The 18,032-nt window shown below is 41.1% G+C and carries 15 protein-coding genes and 1 other RNA gene; all 16 read left to right on the plus strand.

Going from position 1 to position 18,032, the window contains the following annotated elements; all coding sequences use genetic code 11:
• The first annotated feature begins 58 nt into the window (after window positions 1-58).
• The 16 genes from ACFIMS_RS04460 (at window position 59) to ftsA (ending at window position 17,981) form a co-directional block, all read left to right on the plus strand.
• Window positions 59-568, plus strand: a complete 510-nt coding sequence (locus tag ACFIMS_RS04460) for a lytic transglycosylase domain-containing protein (RefSeq protein WP_375613362.1) — start codon at window positions 59-61, stop codon at window positions 566-568.
• 83 nt (window positions 569-651) lie between these two features.
• An RNA gene (rnpB, locus tag ACFIMS_RS04465) (RNase P RNA component class A) lies at window positions 652-1,042 on the plus strand.
• A gap of 264 nt (window positions 1,043-1,306) precedes the next feature.
• Window positions 1,307-2,305, plus strand: a complete 999-nt coding sequence (rsmH, locus tag ACFIMS_RS04470) for a 16S rRNA (cytosine(1402)-N(4))-methyltransferase RsmH (RefSeq protein WP_375613363.1) — start codon at window positions 1,307-1,309, stop codon at window positions 2,303-2,305.
• Window positions 2,302-2,706 (plus strand): hypothetical protein, encoded by a 405-nt coding sequence (locus tag ACFIMS_RS04475; RefSeq protein WP_375611988.1) that lies wholly within the window; start codon window positions 2,302-2,304, stop codon window positions 2,704-2,706. The genes rsmH and ACFIMS_RS04475 overlap by 4 nt, the downstream gene beginning before the upstream one ends.
• Entirely contained in the window at window positions 2,706-4,448 is a 1,743-nt protein-coding gene (locus tag ACFIMS_RS04480; RefSeq protein ID WP_375680998.1) for a peptidoglycan D,D-transpeptidase FtsI family protein, read from the plus strand. The genes ACFIMS_RS04475 and ACFIMS_RS04480 overlap by 1 nt, the downstream gene beginning before the upstream one ends.
• 23 nt (window positions 4,449-4,471) lie before the next feature.
• Window positions 4,472-5,923, plus strand: coding sequence for a UDP-N-acetylmuramoyl-L-alanyl-D-glutamate--2,6-diaminopimelate ligase (locus ACFIMS_RS04485; RefSeq protein ID WP_375611990.1), 1,452 nt, complete (start codon window positions 4,472-4,474; stop codon window positions 5,921-5,923).
• Entirely contained in the window at window positions 5,920-7,341 is a 1,422-nt protein-coding gene (murF, locus tag ACFIMS_RS04490) for a UDP-N-acetylmuramoyl-tripeptide--D-alanyl-D-alanine ligase (RefSeq protein ID WP_375668336.1), read from the plus strand. The genes ACFIMS_RS04485 and murF overlap by 4 nt, the downstream gene beginning before the upstream one ends.
• A 22-nt stretch (window positions 7,342-7,363) precedes the next feature.
• The gene (mraY, locus tag ACFIMS_RS04495; protein WP_375611992.1) at window positions 7,364-8,434 is read left to right on the plus strand and encodes a phospho-N-acetylmuramoyl-pentapeptide-transferase; all 1,071 of its coding nucleotides are present in this window, start codon (window positions 7,364-7,366) and stop codon (window positions 8,432-8,434) included.
• A 4-nt stretch (window positions 8,435-8,438) separates the two neighbouring features.
• Entirely contained in the window at window positions 8,439-9,833 is a 1,395-nt protein-coding gene (murD, locus tag ACFIMS_RS04500) for a UDP-N-acetylmuramoyl-L-alanine--D-glutamate ligase (RefSeq protein ID WP_375613367.1), read from the plus strand.
• Window positions 9,834-9,976: 143 nt separating this feature from the next.
• Window positions 9,977-11,131, plus strand: coding sequence for an FtsW/RodA/SpoVE family cell cycle protein (locus ACFIMS_RS04505; protein ID WP_375621370.1), 1,155 nt, complete (start codon window positions 9,977-9,979; stop codon window positions 11,129-11,131).
• Window positions 11,124-12,260, plus strand: a complete 1,137-nt coding sequence (murG, locus tag ACFIMS_RS04510) for an undecaprenyldiphospho-muramoylpentapeptide beta-N-acetylglucosaminyltransferase (protein WP_375681311.1) — start codon at window positions 11,124-11,126, stop codon at window positions 12,258-12,260. The genes ACFIMS_RS04505 and murG overlap by 8 nt, the downstream gene beginning before the upstream one ends.
• The gene (murC, locus tag ACFIMS_RS04515) at window positions 12,244-13,671 is read left to right on the plus strand and encodes a UDP-N-acetylmuramate--L-alanine ligase (protein ID WP_375632331.1); all 1,428 of its coding nucleotides are present in this window, start codon (window positions 12,244-12,246) and stop codon (window positions 13,669-13,671) included. Before murG ends, murC begins: the two co-directional genes overlap by 17 nt.
• Window positions 13,649-14,626, plus strand: coding sequence for a UDP-N-acetylmuramate dehydrogenase (gene murB / locus ACFIMS_RS04520; RefSeq protein ID WP_375681312.1), 978 nt, complete (start codon window positions 13,649-13,651; stop codon window positions 14,624-14,626). Before murC ends, murB begins: the two co-directional genes overlap by 23 nt.
• A gap of 237 nt (window positions 14,627-14,863) precedes the next feature.
• Window positions 14,864-15,784: a D-alanine--D-alanine ligase gene (locus ACFIMS_RS04525; protein ID WP_375611998.1), complete on the plus strand. Its 921-nt coding sequence runs from the start codon at window positions 14,864-14,866 to the stop codon at window positions 15,782-15,784.
• Complete coding sequence (locus ACFIMS_RS04530; RefSeq protein ID WP_375618227.1) at window positions 15,772-16,683, plus strand: cell division protein FtsQ/DivIB; 912 nt, start codon at window positions 15,772-15,774, stop codon at window positions 16,681-16,683. The genes ACFIMS_RS04525 and ACFIMS_RS04530 overlap by 13 nt, the downstream gene beginning before the upstream one ends.
• Window positions 16,680-17,981, plus strand: a complete 1,302-nt coding sequence (ftsA, locus tag ACFIMS_RS04535) for a cell division protein FtsA (RefSeq protein ID WP_375613372.1) — start codon at window positions 16,680-16,682, stop codon at window positions 17,979-17,981. Before ACFIMS_RS04530 ends, ftsA begins: the two co-directional genes overlap by 4 nt.
• Window positions 17,982-18,032: the final 51 nt, after the last annotated feature.

Consider the following 18,032-nt stretch of genomic DNA (forward strand, 5'->3'; position numbering starts at 1 on the left):
TACATTTGCAAATTACTTGCGGCTAGAATTTGAGAATGTTTGAGTGAAGAGAAAGAAAATGCAATTTTTGAAAATCTTGTTAAATACAGCATGTGCTGTATTTTTTGTATTTGATATAAGTTGGACTCATAGTGTCTTAAATGTTGCGGAATCAGGAGAAACCTCAGTGATTGTTGCTTCTAAGATTTCTGCTCGTCCTTATGAGTTTCTTATTCAGAAACTTGCGAATAAATATAATGTTCCCGTTAATTTAGCACATGCTGTTGTAAAAGTTGAAAGTAATTATAAGGCAGGTATAAAGGGGGCTGCTGGCGAAATAGGTTTGATGCAAATTAAACCCTCTACGGCACGAGGGTTGGGCTTTAGTGGTTCTGTACAGGATTTGTACGATCCTGCGACCAATCTTGAATATGGTATGCGTTATTTGGCAAGGGCCTATAAACTCAGTGGTGGAAGTACGTGTGGTACAATCCTTAAATATAACGCAGGTCATGCTGCAAAAAAAATGAATTCCATTTCAGCGAAATATTGCGCAAAAGTAAAGACTTATCTGGCTTCATTAAAATAAAAACATCTGTTGAGAGAGGTTTGTCATAAAATATTTTAAGATGCTATTTTCACGGAGCAGAAAATGTTTTATAAATCAGTATGTCAGTCGGCTGGGCAGCCGCGCTTGTCTGATACTGAAATACGGCAGGTGAGGAAAGTCCGGGCTCCATGGAAAGACGGTGCCGGGTAACACCCGGCAGGGGTGACCCTAGGGAAAGTGCCACAGAAAGTAAACCGCCTATTTTTATAGGTAAGGGTGAAAGGGTGGAGTAAGAGCCCACCGCGCATTCAGTAATGAATGTGGCAAGGTAAACCCCACCGGGAGCAAGACCAAATAGAAATGACGTGCAAAATTTAATTTGCAGCCGATTTCCGGGCGAGTCATTCGGGTAGGTTGCACGAGGCGGATGGTAACATCCGTCCCAGATGAATGGTTGCCATGTAAAGTGTAAGCTTTACTCTACAGAACCCGGCTTATAGGCCGACTGATATTTCATGATGATAGGCGATATTTTATAAGATCAATTATATATGGTCTTTTATGGAGTCTATGTGTTTGAAATGGACACTTGAGCAAAGGGTGTTTAAAAAAATTATAACATTTCTTTAAGTATAATGCGTTAGGATCTGTTTTGGGATAACTTTAGTTTTTTCGTTCATTGTGATTAATGTGAAAGTTGAAGGTCAGGTTATTCTAAGATCAGTTGCCATGAGAGAGCTGTTGATTTAAGACAGCATAACTTCAAGACGGATTATTTTGATAAAGCAGGATCAAAGAGCTGAACGCCATATTCCAGTGTTGTTACAGCCAGTTTTGGCTGGGCTTATGCCATTGGTTGGAGCAAAAGTGATTGATGGCACCTTTGGTGCTGGTGGGTATACGCGCGCTTTATTAAAGGCAGGAGCACAGGTGATTGCTCTTGATCGTGATCCTCATGCTATCAGCGCGGGACAATCGCTTGTTGATGAATTTTTTCCACGCCTTCGTTTGGTCCATATGGCGTTTTCACAGCTCGATCGTGTCGTTGAAGAGAAGGTGGATGCAGTTATTTTGGATATTGGTGTCTCTTCAATGCAGCTTGATGAAGCAGAAAGAGGTTTTTCTTTTCAAAAAGATGGTCCATTGGATATGCGAATGGCTCAGACTGGTTTTACAGCCAGCGATGTTGTCAATCATTTAAAAGCAAGGGATTTGGCACGTATTTTTAAGATATTAGGGGAAGAGCGTTATGCGGGGCGAATTGCACGGATGATTGAAAAGCGTCGTGTTGTGCAGCCTTTTTTGCGTACAGGTGATTTGGCGTATGCTATCGAAACGTTGATAGGACGTAAGCCGGGAGATCGTATTCATCCGGCAACACGTGTATTTCAGGCTCTTCGTATCTATGTTAATGATGAAATTGGTGAATTGGCATGTGGTTTATTTGCTGCTGAACGCGTTTTAAAAGCTGGAGGCCGTTTGGGGGTTGTCAGTTTTCATTCTCTTGAAGATCGTATGGTCAAAAGATTTTTTTCGGCTCGTTCTGGAGAATGTATGAGATCACGCTATCTGCCAGAAATAAAGGCTGCTCCAGCAACATTTTTTCCTTTGTTTCGAGGTGGGATCACGGCAACTAAAGAGGAGTTACAGAAAAATCCTCGTTCACGTTCTGCGAGGTTGCGTATTGGTGTACGGACTGAAGCAGAGGCTCTTGCAGCAGATATGAAATTATTTGGTTTAGCAGAGATTGCCAGTTTTGAAGGCAGCAAAAAATGACAGTTTTTCGTACATTTGATATGATTTTAGTGTTGATTATGATTTGTATGGCAGGACTTACTTATAAGGTAAAATATGATGTTCAAAAGCGAATGAACGAAGTTCTTCATCTTGAGCATGAAATTGCTGCAGCAAAAAATACGGTAAGTTTGCTTCATGCTGAGTGGGCTGTGATGATAAGGCCTTCACGCATGCAAAAACTTGCGAAACGTTATCAGAAAGAACTTGGGTTAGAGGTTATACAGCCGCGTCAAATCGTGGAGTTTAAAGACATTCCGGTACGGGTACATGATCAAATTGAAGAAGTGATTAAACAAAATATCTTGGAAGATAATCAAGATATTTTGACAAATAATCGGGCTTCTCAGATCAATAGTGTTGTCCAAAAAGGCGCGCAGTAATGAAATCGACTTTTTTATTCTCACAGAAGAAAAAGCGCTTAAAGAATTCGTTGAATAATCATAATGTTTCTGTTCGTCGTCCCTATTCTAGTCGTCCACGTTTGCTTTTTTCGTTGTTCTGCTTTTTAATTTTATATGGCATCATGGGGGCTTGCCTTATTTCTTATGGGTTGGAAGGTGGACAGATTGAAGAAGCAAAAGGGCCTAGAGTTCTTCAATTGATGGCACGGCCTGATATCGTTGATCGTAATGGTCGTTTATTGGCAACAGATATTAAAACTTATTCACTTTTTGCTGAGCCACGACGTATTATTGATGTGGATGAAACAATTGAATTGCTCTCAACAGTTTTGCCTGATCTTAATTGGCAGGAAACCTATAAGCGCTTAAAAAGAAAATCTAGTTTTTCTTGGATACAGCGGGGGTTAACACCAATGCAGAAGACGCAAATTATGGCTCTTGGTATACCAGGAATTGGTTTTCGGACTGAAATTCGTCGTTTTTATCCTGATGGACCTGTAACTTCCCATATTCTCGGTATGGTGAATGTTGATAATCAGGGCATTGCAGGTATGGAAAAATATATTGATGATGCGGGGTTGAGTGCTTTGCGTGCCGCTGGTCTTGCCATGGAAGAATCGTTAAAACAAGTTCAGCTTTCGATTGATGTGCGTGTTCAGGCAATTGTTCATGATGAACTTATTCAGGCTATGAAGCGTTATAAGGCAATTGCTGCAGGAGCTGTTATTTTAAATATACATACGGGGGAAGTTTTGGCTTTGGCATCACTACCAGATTTTGATCCTGGAAATCCTATCGAAGCTTTAAAAAGTGATCGTCTCAATCGGATGACGGCAGGAGCTTTTGAAATGGGATCAATTATTAAAAGTTTTACGACCGCCATGGCACTTGATTCCAATATTTTTCATTTAAACAGTATTATTGATGCTTCAAAGCCAATAAAAGCAAGTAGTGGGTATACTATTCATGATTTTCATGGAAAAAATCGACCCTTAACGTTATGGGAGGTTTTTATTTATTCTTCTAATATTGGTTCTGCTAAAGAGGCATTGGCGATAGGGATTGATAAACATCGTGGTTTTTTACAAAAACTTGGATTACTGGATCGTCTCACAACAGAGTTGCCTGAAGTTGCCCACCCTATTGTGCCACATCATTGGAAGGATATACATTCTATGACGATTTCTTTTGGGCATGGTATGGCAACAACACCCTTGCAAACAGCTGTTGGGGCTGCTGCTTTAATGAATGGTGGTTGGTTAATTGCTCCGACATTTTTAAAACGGACAAAAGAACAAACTCTGCACCATGCAAAACGGGTTTTGCAGGCTAAAACAAGTCAAAATATGCGTTACCTTTATCAATTAAATAGTGATATTGGTTCTGGACGTAATGCAAAAGTAGAAGGCTATCGTGTAGGTGGTAAGACAGGAACAGCTGAAAAAGTTGAAAATGGAAAATATTCTAAAACAAAAAATTTCAATAGTTTTCTTGCTGCTTTTCCTATTGAAGATCCTGCTTATGTTGTTTTAACAATTATCGATGAACCAAAGCCAGAGGAGGGACAGCGTTCAGCAACAGCGGGAATGAATGCTGGACCAATGCTTGCTAATATTGTTCGTCGCACAGCTAGTTTTCTTGGTGTAAAACCCGATTTTAAAAAAGAATATGAGCCTCTTTTAAGTAAAAAGAGCAATTCAAGTTTCGTTAAACAACGGTAAAATGAATATAAAGGTGCGTTATCATGTTGTTGGGAACAGTTTTTACAGAATGTGTTGAAGATGAAAGTCTTTCTTCAATAGAAATAACAGGAATAAGTGTGGATTCTCGGCAAGTTTTGCCAGGCTATGTTTTTGTCGCTGTTCAAGGAAAAAAAAGTGATGGAAGGCACTATATAGATGATGCGATAAAGCGTGGCGCACGAGCAATCGTTACAGATTATCATGCTGTTCTTGAGGATTTATCTGTTCCCATTTTACGTGTTTCTAATGTTCGTCATAGTTTAGCGTTGGCAGCTGCACGTTTTTACGGTTCTCAGCCTGAAACGGTCGTTGCTGTGACTGGTACAAGTGGTAAAACATCTGTTGTCTCTTTTCTTCGGCAAATTTGGACTTATGCTGGATTTTGTGCTGCGAGTATAGGAACGGTTGGTGTTGTTTCTCCTAAACGGAATGTTTATGGTTCTCTCACAACACCTGATCCGGTCGTCTTGCACCGTCTTCTTTATGAAATTTCTCATGAAGGTGTGACTCATGCAGCTCTTGAAGCTTCTTCGCATGGGCTTGACCAAGGACGACTTGATGGAGTCCGTTTAACGGCTGGTGCCTTTACCAATTTAGGGCGAGATCACATGGATTATCACACGGGGGTAGAGGATTATTTGCGGGCTAAAATGAGGTTGTTTGATACACTTTTGCCTGTATCTGCTCCTGCTTTGATTTTTGCTGATGATGTTTATTCACAAAAGGTTATTGATGTTGTTACACAAGCGCGCCGCCGTGTCTTGACAATTGGTCGTAAGGGGCAATTTATCACGATTAATCGTGTCGAACATCAACGCTCAAAACAGTGTATTGAGTGTCGTGTGGAAAACAATATTTATACATTTGATTTGCCTTTAGCTGGAGATTTTCAGGTCGCCAATGCGCTTATGGCAGCGGGGTTAGCAATTGCAACGGGCGTTTCACCTCGTAAGGTTTTTTCTGCGCTTGAAACTTTGCAGGGAGCACCTGGGCGGTTAGAGTTTGTGGGAAAGACAGAAAATAATGCGCTTGTTTACATTGATTATGCCCATAAACCAGAAGCTTTGGAGCAGGTTTTGCTTTCTGTTCGTCCCTTTACGCAAGGGCGCTTGATCGTTGTTTTTGGTTGTGGAGGAGATCGTGATCAAGGGAAAAGACCTTTGATGGGAAAAATTGCGGCGGATAAAGCGGACATTGTTATTGTAACGGATGATAATCCTCGCACAGAAATGCCAGAAAAAATACGCAAGGATATTTTACAGGCGGTGCCAACAGCAATAGAGATAGCAGATCGTGGAGAGGCTATTTCTTACGCGGTGGAGCTTTTGAAAGTTGGTGATACATTAATCATTGCTGGAAAAGGTCATGAGGATGGCCAAATTATAGGGCAGACAACTTATCCTTTTTCAGATCGTCTGAAAGCGATAGAAGCTTTAGAGGACCGAAAAAAATGACAGCTTTATGGGATAAGCAAGCACTTGTTGCTGCAGTTAATGGTGTTGTAATGGGAAGCCTGCCAGAAACTTTTTCTGGGGTTTCCATTGATAGCCGTACTCTTGCGGAAGGGGATGTTTTTTTCTGCATTAAAGGGCATCATCTTGATGGTCATGATTTTGCTGCGCAAGCTTATGAACGAGGTGCAGGCGTTCTTATCGTTGCGGAACACCGTTTGAGGGATATGAAAAAGATATCGGCTCCACTCATTGTCGTTCCTGATGTTTTGAAAGCCTTAGAACAACTTGCACAAGCTGCACGCAAACGTTCAAGAGCTAAGATTATCGCGATAACAGGATCGGTGGGAAAAACAACGACAAAAGAAGCTTTGAAACAAGCACTTGCAACGGCTGGGAATGTTCATGCGAATCTCGCTTCTTTAAACAATTGCTGGGGGGTTCCACTCACTTTAGCGCGGATGCCTGTGGAGAGTGATTATGGTATCTTTGAAATTGGCATGAATCACAGAGATGAAATTCGCCCTCTGGTCAAACTGGTTTGTCCGCATGTTGCTCTCATTACGCATATTTGTGCAGGACATATGGGTTTTTTCAAGGATCTTGAAGAAATAGCAAAGGCAAAAGCTGAAATTTTTGAAGGATTGGATGAGGAAGGCATTGCCATTTTAAATGCGGATAGTGATTTTTTTTCTTATCTCGTTCAAAAAGCAAAGAAATGCGGTGTAAAAAAGATCTTAAGCTTTGGTGAGACTAAAGATGCTGATTATCAAGCGCATGATATACGTCTTCTAACCGATAGTTCTTCTATGATTGTGCGTATGGGGGGGCGGGATAGGGAGGTCCAAATTGGTGCTCCTGGGCGCCATATTGTGCAAAATAGTTTAGGGGTTATTGCTGCTTGTGATGCTATGGGGGTTGAGCTAGAGCCTGTTTTTCTTTCTTTTCGCCATTTTTCTTCTCAAAAGGGGCGAGGTGTTCGTTATCGACTGTCTTTATCAAATGGGGGTGAATTTTATCTCATTGATGAAAGCTATAATGCAAATCCTGCTTCTATGCGTGCTGCACTTGAGCTTCTTGCTACAGGGCCTGTAGGGAAAGGGGGGCGGCGAATTGCTATTTTAGGAGATATGCTAGAGTTAGGGGAGTATAGTGAAAAGCTTCATCGTGATTTAATAAAACCAATACGTCTTTCTGGTGCTAATCCGGTTTTTCTATTTGGTGAGGCGATGAAATCTTTAGTCAGTGATTTGTCTGCTGGTGTTAAGGTTCATTATGCTGAAAATATTGAGAAAATTTTATCGCTTCTTTTAGCAGAAATTTCTTCTGGGGATCTGCTTATGGTTAAATCATCCAATAGCCTTTGTTCATCAAATATTGTGACTGCATTGCTTGATCGCTATAAAGCGGTTTCTTCATAGTTTTAAGAGGTTTTTTTATTCCATGATGCTATTTTTTTCTTCGTTTAGTGATTGGCTTCCAGGTGTGAATGTATTTCGTTATATTACTTTTCGCACGATAGCGGCTATGCTTACTTCGGGGCTTATCGTCTTTTTGTTTGGACCTAGCATCATTGCTTCTCTTAAATTGCGGCAGGGTAAGGGGCAACCGATTCGTGCTGATGGTCCTCAAACACATTTTAAAAAGGCTGGAACACCTACAATGGGTGGATTGATGATTTTAATCGGCATTGTGGTATCGGCATTTTTATGGGGTAATTTATCGAATATTTATTTTTGGGTATCGCTATTGGTTATGCTTTCTTTTGGGGGAATTGGATTTTATGACGATTATCTTAAGGTCACAAAACAAACAGACAAAGGATTTTCTGGGAAAGCACGATTAAGCTTGGAGTTTTTTGTTGCGGCAATTGCGGCTTTTGCCATCTTGAAAATTGGCTCATCTGGATTAGCTTTGCCTTTTTTAAAAGATTATCTTATCAATTTGGGCTGGTTTTTTATTCCTTTTTCTGCTTTCGTCATTGTTGCGACGGGTAATGCGGTTAATTTAACGGATGGACTCGATGGGCTTGCTATTGTTCCTGTGATGGTTGCAGCTTTATCTTTTGCTCTGATTGCTTATCTTTCTGGTAATATGAATTTTGCTGATTATCTCCAAATCCATTATGTATCGGGAACAGGTGAATTGGCTGTTTTATTGGGAGCTGTTGTTGGGGCAGGGCTTGGTTTTTTATGGTTTAATGCACCACCTGCAGCTATTTTTATGGGAGATACTGGTTCATTGGCTCTTGGAGGACTCTTAGGGACTGTTGCGGTTGCTACGAAACACGAAATTGTTTTGGTTCTTATTGGTGGGCTTTTTGTTGTGGAAGCTTTTTCAGTCGTTATTCAGGTTGGTTATTTCAAATTAACAAGAAAACGCGTGTTTCTTATGGCACCGATACATCATCATTTTGAGAAAAAAGGCTGGACTGAAAGCCAAGTCGTGATACGCTTTTGGATTATTTCGATTGTTCTCGCTCTCATAGGTCTTTCAACACTTAAATTGCGGTGAGAATGTGATTTCTGTTACGTGTTATAAAGGTCAAAAAGTTGCTCTGTTTGGATTGGGACAGTCTGGACTAGCAACGGCACAAGCATTGATGTGCGGTGGCGCAGAAGTGGTGGCGTGGGATGATAGTTCTTCAAGCGTGCAAATGGCTTTTCGGCACAATATTCCAACACGAGATCTCCGTTATGAAGATTGGTCAGAATTTGTTGCATTGATTGTAGCTCCTGGAGTTCCTTTAAGTTATCCTCAGCCCCATTGGATTGTTGAAAAAGCACGAAAAAAAAATATAGAAATTATCGGTGATATTGAATTATTTGTTCGTGCGCGCCAGCATTTTTTACAACATTATGGTTTGTGTGACCAAGATGTTCCTTTCATTGCGATTACGGGGACGAATGGCAAGTCAACCACAACGGCTTTACTTGCGCATTTGTTGGAAAAAATGGGCTATGATGTGCAGATGGGGGGAAATATCGGAAAAGCAATATTGACGCTTAAGCCATTTGTTAAAAAACGTATCTATGTGATTGAATGTTCATCATTTCAAATTGATCTTACTCCCTCTCTTCAGCCGACCATTGGACTTTTATTGAATTTAACACCTGATCATATTGATCGACATGGGAGTTTTGCCTGTTATGTGCAAACCAAAAGGCATCTGATTGCTCAGGCTTCTCAGGCTTTCATTTCAGTTGATGATGCAGCTTGTCGGGTTTTATATCAACAGTTACTTCATGATGGGAAGCAAATTGAGGCAATTTCCAAGGATCATTTTGTTGAAAATGGTTTTTATGCAGATGGGACCAAGCTCTTTTCTGTTCGTCAAGGACAGAGTCATATGCTTGCAGATCTTGCTCCTATGGCGGGGTTACGTGGGAGTCATAATGCGCAAAATGCCCTTATGGCATTAGCAACATTGCAGGCTTTAAAAATAACCGATCCTTCTGTGAACAAGCATTTGGCAAGTTATAAAGGGTTGGATCATCGTATGCAGCAGGTGCGTAAAATGGGGGCGGTTTTGTTTATCAATGACAGCAAGGCTACTAATGCAGATGCAACAGCTCCTGCGCTTTCCACCTTTAATGATATTTTTTGGATTGTTGGAGGACAGGCAAAAAAGGGAGGGATAGAGTCTCTTAGAGAATTTTTTCCTAAAATTCGTAAAGCTTATTTGATTGGGAGCGCGGCGGAAGAATTTGCTCGCACTATTGGATCTGCTTTTCCCTTTTCTATGAGCTTAACTTTGAAAAATGCGGTGCGTGAAGCAGCTGTTGACGCAATGGGTTGTAAGGAAAAAGAGGTGACGGTTCTTTTGTCACCTGCTTGTGCAAGTTATGACCAATTTAAAAATTATGAAATGCGAGGCGAAGCATTTGTCTCTTTTGTGATGCAGTTACAATAAAAAAGCATCAGTTATAAAAAAATATTTTTGCGTTAAGACTCCAGAATCTTTTTTTGTGTAATTTAGTTTTTAAAGTGTTTGTTAAACAGGCTGGGGAACCATATTACTTTGAGATAATTTATAAAATGGATAAGGTGGATACCATGGTGACGCGTGCAGATAGAGATCCAATTGCTAATTGGTGGTGGACGATTGATCGCTCTATCTTTGCAGCTTGTTTAATTTTAATGGGAATTGGCATTATGCTGTCTTTTGCTGCCAGCCCTATTATTGCAAAAAAAATCGGAATTGCTGATAGTTTTTATTTTGTTCGGTGGCATATCATTTTTAGCATTTCAGCATTTTTTACGATGGTTACCATTTCCTTTTTTTCGCTTTCTAATATTCGTCGTTTATGTGCTCTTTTGCTCATTGTAACGCTTGCTCTTATGGTTGCAACCTTATTTTGGGGTCCAGAATTAAAGGGAGCACGGAGGTGGATTCTACTATTTGGTTTTTCTGTACAGGCTTCAGAGTTTATGAAGCCAGCTTTTGTGGTTATGTCCGCTTGGCTTTTTTCGGAACAGATACGCAAGAGGGGCATTCTGGGTTATACGTTAGCGATTCTACTTTATGCCATTTGTTGTGTGCTTCTGGTTTTGCAGCCTGATATTGGACAAACAGTTTTAATAAGTGCAACATGGGGGGGGCTGTTTTTTATTGCTGGTGTCCCTCTTACTATTATTTTTCTCTTTCTCATTTTAGGCGTTGTAGGAATTATTTTAGCTTATTTTTTTCTGCATCATGTGCGCGAGCGGATTAATGGTTTTTTGACAGGTGAAGGAGATACTTTTCAAGTGGATGTGGGACGTGAGGCTATTTTGAATGGTGGTTGGTTTGGGCAAGGTCCTGGGGAGGGCACAGTAAAACGTATCATTCCTGATAGCCATACAGATTTTGTATTTTCCGTTGCTGCTGAAGAATATGGTATTATTCTTTGTTTATTAATTATGATGCTGTTTGGCTTTATCGTTATGCGTTCATTGTATATAGCCATGAATACACGTGATTCCTTTATACGTCTTGGTATTACTGGCATAGCAATGATGATTGGCTTTCAATCAGCTATTAATATGGCCGTTAATCTTCACTTAATTCCTCCAAAAGGTATGACATTGCCTTTTATTTCTTATGGTGGTTCTTCGATGGTGGCGATTGCGTTTTCAATGGGCATTTTGCTTAGTTTAACACGTCGTTGGCCAGAAGCGCGCCTTTCAGCTTTTTCTTCCTCTTCTGTCTTGGATACCCCTTATGAATGATAAAAAAGTTATTATTTTGGTGGCTGGTGGTACAGGTGGACATCTTTTTCCTGCTGAAGCCCTTTCTGTTGAATTAAGGCAGCGTGGATATGATGTTCATTTAATAACAGATGAAAGAGCACGCCCTTTTGTTCGGTGTTTTGATGAAGGGCATATTCATATCGTTTCATCGGCAACATTTACACGACGCCATCCTTTTGCTCTGATAAAGACGTTTTGGTCTTTGCTAAGGGGTATGGGGCAATCGTTGGCGTTGTTTTATAAATTACGTCCTGTTCTTGTTGGAGGATTTGGGGGGTATCCGAGCTTTCCTCCTCTTTTTATTGCGGCTTTAACGAGGCGTGTGACATTTATTCATGAACAAAATGCTGTTATGGGGCGTGCCAATCGGATGTTGGCAATTTTTGTGCGTGCAATCGCTGGTGGTTTGTTGTCACCAAATGGCGCTTATGCTCATAAAATACTTTTGACGGGGAATCCTGTCCGTGAGGCTGTGTTGAAGGCGGCCAAAATTCCTTATCATTCTTCAGAGGGAGAAAAGCCATTTAATTTTTTGATTTTTGGAGGTAGTCAAGGGGCTTCTGCTTTTTCACATATTGTTCCAGAAGCTATTGCTTTATTTGATGATAAGAACCGTAAACGTTTACGAATTGTACAGCAAGTCCGCGGTGAAGCAGGAAGGTTGATCAAAATCTATCGTGATATGGGGGTACAAGCAGAAGTTGCTCCTTTCTTTGATGATATGGCTGAACGTATGGCACATGCTCATTTTATTTTGTCGCGCGCTGGGGCTTCGTCCGTTTGTGAGATAGCGGTGATTGGTAGACCTGCTCTGCTTGTTCCCTATCCCCATGCTTTAGATCATGATCAGGCTGCCAATGCAGCTTTGCTTGCTCGTGTGGGGGGAGCGCAAATTATATCAGAAAAAGATTTAAATGCACAAAAGCTTTCTTCTCTTTTAATGCACGCTTGTTGTGCGCCCCATTTATTGGAAAAACAAGCGCTTGCTGCAAAAAAAGTTGGACAACCTCATGCAACACGTCGTCTTGCTGATATGGCTGAGTCCTTAATTGCAGGGCGATTGTTGTCAGATATAAAAGAGGAGCTTTTTAATGAAAATGCCACTTGATATAGGCGTTATCCATTTTATCGGAATCGGGGGGATCGGTATGAGTGGAATTGCGGAGGTTTTTTATAATCTTGGCTATAAAGTTCAAGGGTCAGATCAAGTTGAAAGTGCAAATGTTGAACGTTTGCGGAAAAAAGGAATTAACGTTCATATAGGTCATTGTGCTGAAAACTTAGGGAATGCAGAGGTTGTTGTTTTTTCTACTGCCGTTAAAAAAACAAATCCTGAGTATATTGCTGCAAAGGAAAGACATTTGCCGCTTGTCAGACGTGCAGAAATGCTGGCGGAGCTGATGCGGTTTCGGCGTGCAATTGCAGTGGGTGGTACACATGGTAAAACAACAACCACATCAATGGTCGCAGCCCTTCTTGATGCTGGTCATTTTGATCCAGTGGTGATTAATGGCGGTATTATTAATGCTTATGGTACGAATTCTCGTACAGGAGATGGCGATTGGATGATTGTTGAAGCTGATGAAAGTGATGGTACATTTTTAAAGCTGCCTGCTGATATTGCTGTTATTACTAATATTGACGCTGAGCATTTGGATCATTATGGAAGTTTTGATGCTGTGCGTGAGGCTTTTCGGCAATTCGTAGAAAATGTTCCTTTTTATGGTTTTGCTGTTTTGTGTCTTGATCATCCAGAGGTTCAGTCATTGGCGGGCCGTATTGATGATCGTTGGGTGATCACTTATGGTGCAAATCCACAAGCGGATGTTCGTTTTCTTAATCTTTCGATGGATGGTCAAAAAACGCATTTTGATGTTCTTGTTCGCTCACGCAAAACAGGAAGAAAGATTGAGTTGAAAAATTTGCTTTTGCCCATGGCAGGGCAGCATAATGTTGCCAATGCAACGGCGGCGATTGCTATTGCGCATGAACTTGGCATTTCAAATGAAGCTATAAAAAGGGGCTTAGCAGAATTTGGCGGAGTAAAACGGCGTTTTACGCGAACAGGAAGTTGGCGTGGCATTGAAATATTTGATGATTATGGACATCATCCTGTTGAAATAAAGGCTGTTTTGCGTGCTGCACGTGAGAGTGCAAAAGGGCGTGTTATTGCGATTGCACAACCCCATCGGTATTCGCGTTTGTATCACTTATTTGATGATTTTGCTGCTTGTTTTAATGATGCAGATACAGTGTTGATTACGCCCGTTTATGCGGCTGGTGAAGAGCCTATTGTAGGATTTGGTTCTCAAGAATTGGTAGAGCATATTAAAATGGCGGGTCATCGTGATGTGCGCTTGATACATGGTTTGGAAGATGTTGTGTCTCTTGTCTCAAAATTTGCTCAGGCAGAGGATTATGTTGTTTTTCTTGGTGCTGGCAATATCACACAATGGGCTTGTGCTTTGCCTCATCAGTTAGCGGTATTGGATGGTCATGATAAATTTTCAGCACATTGATGGTGAGGCGCTATTGGCGCAATTGCAACCACTGTTAGGTGGCGTGAGAGGAAAGCTTACACCTAATGTTGAGATGCGTAAGGTAACGTGGTTTCGCACGGGCGGGTTGGCAGAGCTTTTTTATCAGCCTGTCGATGAAGAAGATTTGGCTCTCTTTCTTCAAAATTTGCCTGAATTTGTTCCTGTAACAATTGTCGGTATTGGTTCTAATCTTCTGGTGCGTGATGGGGGGGTTCCTGGTGTTGTGATTCGTCTTTCGCCAAAAAAATTTGGGCAAGTGAAGCAAGTTTCTCCAAAAGGCTTTTTAGTTGGTGCTGGTACGGCGGATAAACATTTAGCTGCTGCCGCTTTAGAAGCTGAGATTGCAGGTTTTCATTTTTATCATGGTATTCCTGGAGGTCTTGGAGGAGCTCTCAAAATGAATGCGGGTGCGAATGGTGTTGAAACCGCAGCGCGTGTTGTTGAGGTCTATGCGCTGGATCGTAAAGGGCAACGTCATATCTTGAGTGTGAAAGATATGCATTATTCCTATCGCTATTGTGATATTCCTAAAGATTTTATTTTTACGGCTGCTTTATTAGAAGGAAGACTCGGCAATAAAGATGATATTCGTGCTGCTATGGATGAAGTTGCCCTCCACAGAGAAACAGTGCAACCTATTCGCGAAAAAACAGGGGGGTCAACTTTCAAAAACCCTGAGAATACATCCGCGTGGCGCGTGATTGATGAAGCAGGGTGTCGTGGTTTACAGATTGGTGGCGCTCAAATGAGTGAAATGCACTGTAATTTTATGATTAATACAGGGCAAGCAACAGGATATGATCTTGAAGCATTGGGAGAAACAGTGCGTGCGCGTGTTTTTGCAAATTCAGCCCACCTTTTACAATGGGAAATAGAGCGTATTGGTCAATTTGAGCGTGGTCGAAGTGTTTCTCCTTTTGATCCATTTCATTGATTTATTGTTCACTAAAAAGTGAAAATAAAAAATTGAGTCATTTCAAAGAGATAATAAAAAATTTCTATTAAGAATCAATAAATTAACAAAGAATCTCTTGCATCAGGCTTTTGAGTCTGATTCATTATGCAAAATGCTAGGTTATTGATTCGCAAGGATAAACTTTGTTTTTCCTGTATGTAGTGCTGATGTATTCTATATAGACTACATATAGTATGCGAAAGAGGGTGATTTATTATGAAAGATAAACATATAGCTGTGTTAATGGGAGGTTTTTCTTCTGAACGGTCTATAAGTTTATCTTCAGGGGCGGCGTGTGCTGATGTTTTAGAGGTGCAGGGGTATCGCGTGAGCCGCGTGGATGTTGATGCTCATATTGCTTCTGTTCTTGAACAGTTGCAGCCCGATATTGCCTTCAATGCATTGCATGGTCCATTTGGTGAAGATGGCCGGATTCAGGGGATTCTTGAATATTTAAAAATTCCTTATACTCATTCTGGCGTGATGGCATCTGCTTTGGCAATGGATAAGGGACGTGCAAAAATTATCGTTGCAAATGTTGGGGTTTGTGTTGCTCCTTCTCGTATCATGAGCCGCTTTGCTTTGGGCCGAACGCATCCCATGGAGCCTCCTTATGTAATTAAACCTGTGTGTGAAGGATCAAGTTTTGGTGTTGTCATTGTTCAAGGAAATGAAGCTGCACCGCCGCATAATATTGGGGGAGCTGAGTGGGGGTATGCCGATGAGGTGATGATTGAAAAATATATTCCTGGTCGTGAATTGACTTGTGCTGTTTTGGGGAACGAAGTGCTGGATGTGTGTGAAATTCTTCCCGATAAACACTTTCCATTCTACGATTATGACTCAAAATATAAAACGGGTGGTTCTCTTCATATTTGTCCTGCACAACTTTCACTAAATATTTACCAAAGTGTGCAAAGAATGTCTTTAGCAGCCCATCAGGCGATAGGGTGTCGAGGTGTTAGCCGTTCTGATTTTCGTTTTGATGAAAAAACGGGAGAATTGGTTTGGCTTGAAATTAATACGCAACCAGGTATGACCTCGACGTCTCTTCTTCCTGATATTGCAAAAGCGAGCGGCCGTACTTACGGCGATATTGTTCAATGGATGGTGGAGGACGCATCATGTATGCGTTGAATGTTAATAAAACAAATGTTCCGATGGAGGTGCTTTCAGTGCCGGCTTTGCCACGTCTTTATCGTCGTTTTCTTCGGTTTATGTTTGAGTTTGTTTTTGTCAATATTCATATTCCACGCCATTTTGGCTCTTTTGCTGTTGTGTGGTTTTTCTTTGTTACGGCTTTTTATGGACTTTCATCAAGTGGTCAGATGGCTGTGATCGTAAATACGATCATATTGGATAGTAGTTTTGTGGTCACTCATGTCGATATAAGCGGTAATAAGCGCTTGGCAAAGCAGGATATTTTTAAAATTTTAAAACTTGATGTTGCGCCTTCTATATTCACTTTTGATGTTGAAAGAGCGCGTTCTCTGTTGGAAAAACAGGCTTGGGTGCAATCGGCTAATGTTCAGAAAATTTATCCCAATAGAATGCGCATTTCCATCGTGGAGCGTGAACCCTATGCCATTTGGCAACATGATGGCATAATGGATATTGTTGATAATACAGGTCGTGTCATTGTGCCTTTTAAAGGAGAAATTGTTCGGGATTTACCTCTTGTGGTTGGGCAGGGTGCACAAAATGCTGCTAAAGTGTTTATTCAAGCGCTGTCAGTCTATCCGGAAGTATATGATCGTATTCGTGCTTTTGTGCGGGTAGGTGATCGACGTTGGGATCTTGTTTTGAATAATGGAATGCGCGTTATGTTGCCTGAAAATGGTGCTCTTGAAAGGCTTTCTTCTCTTTTTTCGTCCGGTACAATGCAAGATCTTTTATCTCGCGATATTCTCAGTGTTGATTTACGTCTTGCTGATCGAATTACTGTTTCTTTATCAGATGAAACGTTGGAGCGTTATCATACTACTGTAGCAGAAGAAGAACGTATTTTAAAAGCGCGAAAGGCAGGAAGCCTATGATGCTACTCAGATCACATCATTTGAAGGGGCGTAAAACACGTTTTTTAACGGTACTTGATGTCGGTTCAAGTAAGATTGTTTGTCTTATTGCTTGTTTGCGTCCTTTGAAGCATGCACACTATTTACATGGTCGTACACATTCTACGGAAATTCTAGGCTTTGGAGTGCAGCGTTCACGTGGTATTAAATCCGGTGTTGTTATGGATATGTTTGCAGCAGAACAATCAATAAGATTGGCTGTTGATGCGGCAGAAAAAATGGCGGGTTTGGTGGTGGATTCAGTGATTGTGAATTTTTCCTCAAGTCGATTACAAAGTGCTTTGATTAATGGAAAGGTTCATTTGAATGGTCGTGAAGTCACCAAGCGTGATATGCGTATGGCCTTTTCAGATGTTTCGCGTAAAGCCTTTGATGCTGAACGTCATGTTATGCACTCAGTTCCAGTTTCTTATGTATTGGATGGAGATAAAGGAATTTTTGATCCTATTGGCATGGCAGGGGAAACATTTGGTGTCGACGTGCATGTGGTAACAGCAGAAACAGCCTCTTTGCGTAATTTGGAAACTTGTATTAATCGTGCACATTTGAGTGTTGAAGCAATGGTTGCTACTCCCTTTGCAAGTGGTCTTGCTGTCTTGATGAATGATGAGGCGCGTTTAGGGGCTGCATGTATTGATTTTGGTGGTGGAACAACAACATTTTCAGTGTTTTTTGAGGGGAAATTTATTCATGCAGATGCTCTTGCTGTTGGGGGGCATCATGTCACTCTTGATGTTGCGCGCGGATTTTCTATGTCTTTAACAGAGGCGGAACGTTTAAAAGTTGTTTATGGTTCAGCACTTTTAACAAGTGCTGATGAGCGGCAAATGATTAATGTAGCAGAAATTGGGAGTGAACAGCGTGAAACTCAATATCCTCGCGCGGTTCTTGGGCGTATCATTCGTGCGCGTGTTGAAGAAATTTTAGAAATGGTCCGTGATTGTTTAAATCGTTCTGGTTTTGGTCACATCATTGGTAAACGTGTTATTTTGACTGGGGGAGCAAGCCAGTTAACAGGATTGCCAGAAATGGCACGTACTATATTAGGAAGAAATGTTCGTATCGGGCGGCCTTTAGGTATTTCGAGGCTTCCTTCTCTTGCAAAAGGGGCGGCGTTTACATCTGCTGTTGGGTTGTTAATTTATCCGCAATTGGTGGGTTTTGAAGAAAAAACAATGCAGGCGGCAGGAAATCATTTATCGATGGGCACGCGTGGATATTTTCAGCGTGTTGGTCAGTGGTTGCGTGAGAGTTTTTAGTTAAGTCTAGTTGGATAAATTTCATCGCTTTGGCTTGCGGTGTCTTATGAG

Source organism: Bartonella sp. AP331QHHD (assembly GCF_042195905.1).
Classification (GTDB): domain Bacteria; phylum Pseudomonadota; class Alphaproteobacteria; order Rhizobiales; family Rhizobiaceae; genus Bartonella.

Excerpts from the sequence above, each read along its gene's own strand:
- ACFIMS_RS04485 (WP_375611990.1), top strand. The coding sequence starts at position 4,472 with ATGTTGTTGGGAACAGTTTTTACAGAATGTGTTGAAGATGAAAGTCTT.
- ACFIMS_RS04505 (WP_375621370.1), top strand. The coding sequence starts at position 9,977 with ATGGTGACGCGTGCAGATAGAGATCCAATTGCTAATTGGTGGTGGACG.
- murB (WP_375681312.1), top strand. The coding sequence starts at position 13,649 with ATGATAAATTTTCAGCACATTGATGGTGAGGCGCTATTGGCGCAATTG.
- murF (WP_375668336.1), top strand. The coding sequence starts at position 5,920 with ATGACAGCTTTATGGGATAAGCAAGCACTTGTTGCTGCAGTTAATGGT.
- ACFIMS_RS04530 (WP_375618227.1), top strand. The coding sequence starts at position 15,772 with ATGTATGCGTTGAATGTTAATAAAACAAATGTTCCGATGGAGGTGCTT.
- ACFIMS_RS04460 (WP_375613362.1), top strand. The coding sequence starts at position 59 with ATGCAATTTTTGAAAATCTTGTTAAATACAGCATGTGCTGTATTTTTT.
- murG (WP_375681311.1), top strand. The coding sequence starts at position 11,124 with ATGAATGATAAAAAAGTTATTATTTTGGTGGCTGGTGGTACAGGTGGA.
- murC (WP_375632331.1), top strand. The coding sequence starts at position 12,244 with ATGAAAATGCCACTTGATATAGGCGTTATCCATTTTATCGGAATCGGG.
- ACFIMS_RS04525 (WP_375611998.1), top strand. The coding sequence starts at position 14,864 with ATGAAAGATAAACATATAGCTGTGTTAATGGGAGGTTTTTCTTCTGAA.
- ACFIMS_RS04475 (WP_375611988.1), top strand. The coding sequence starts at position 2,302 with ATGACAGTTTTTCGTACATTTGATATGATTTTAGTGTTGATTATGATT.
- ACFIMS_RS04480 (WP_375680998.1), top strand. The coding sequence starts at position 2,706 with ATGAAATCGACTTTTTTATTCTCACAGAAGAAAAAGCGCTTAAAGAAT.
- mraY (WP_375611992.1), top strand. The coding sequence starts at position 7,364 with ATGATGCTATTTTTTTCTTCGTTTAGTGATTGGCTTCCAGGTGTGAAT.
- ftsA (WP_375613372.1), top strand. The coding sequence starts at position 16,680 with ATGATGCTACTCAGATCACATCATTTGAAGGGGCGTAAAACACGTTTT.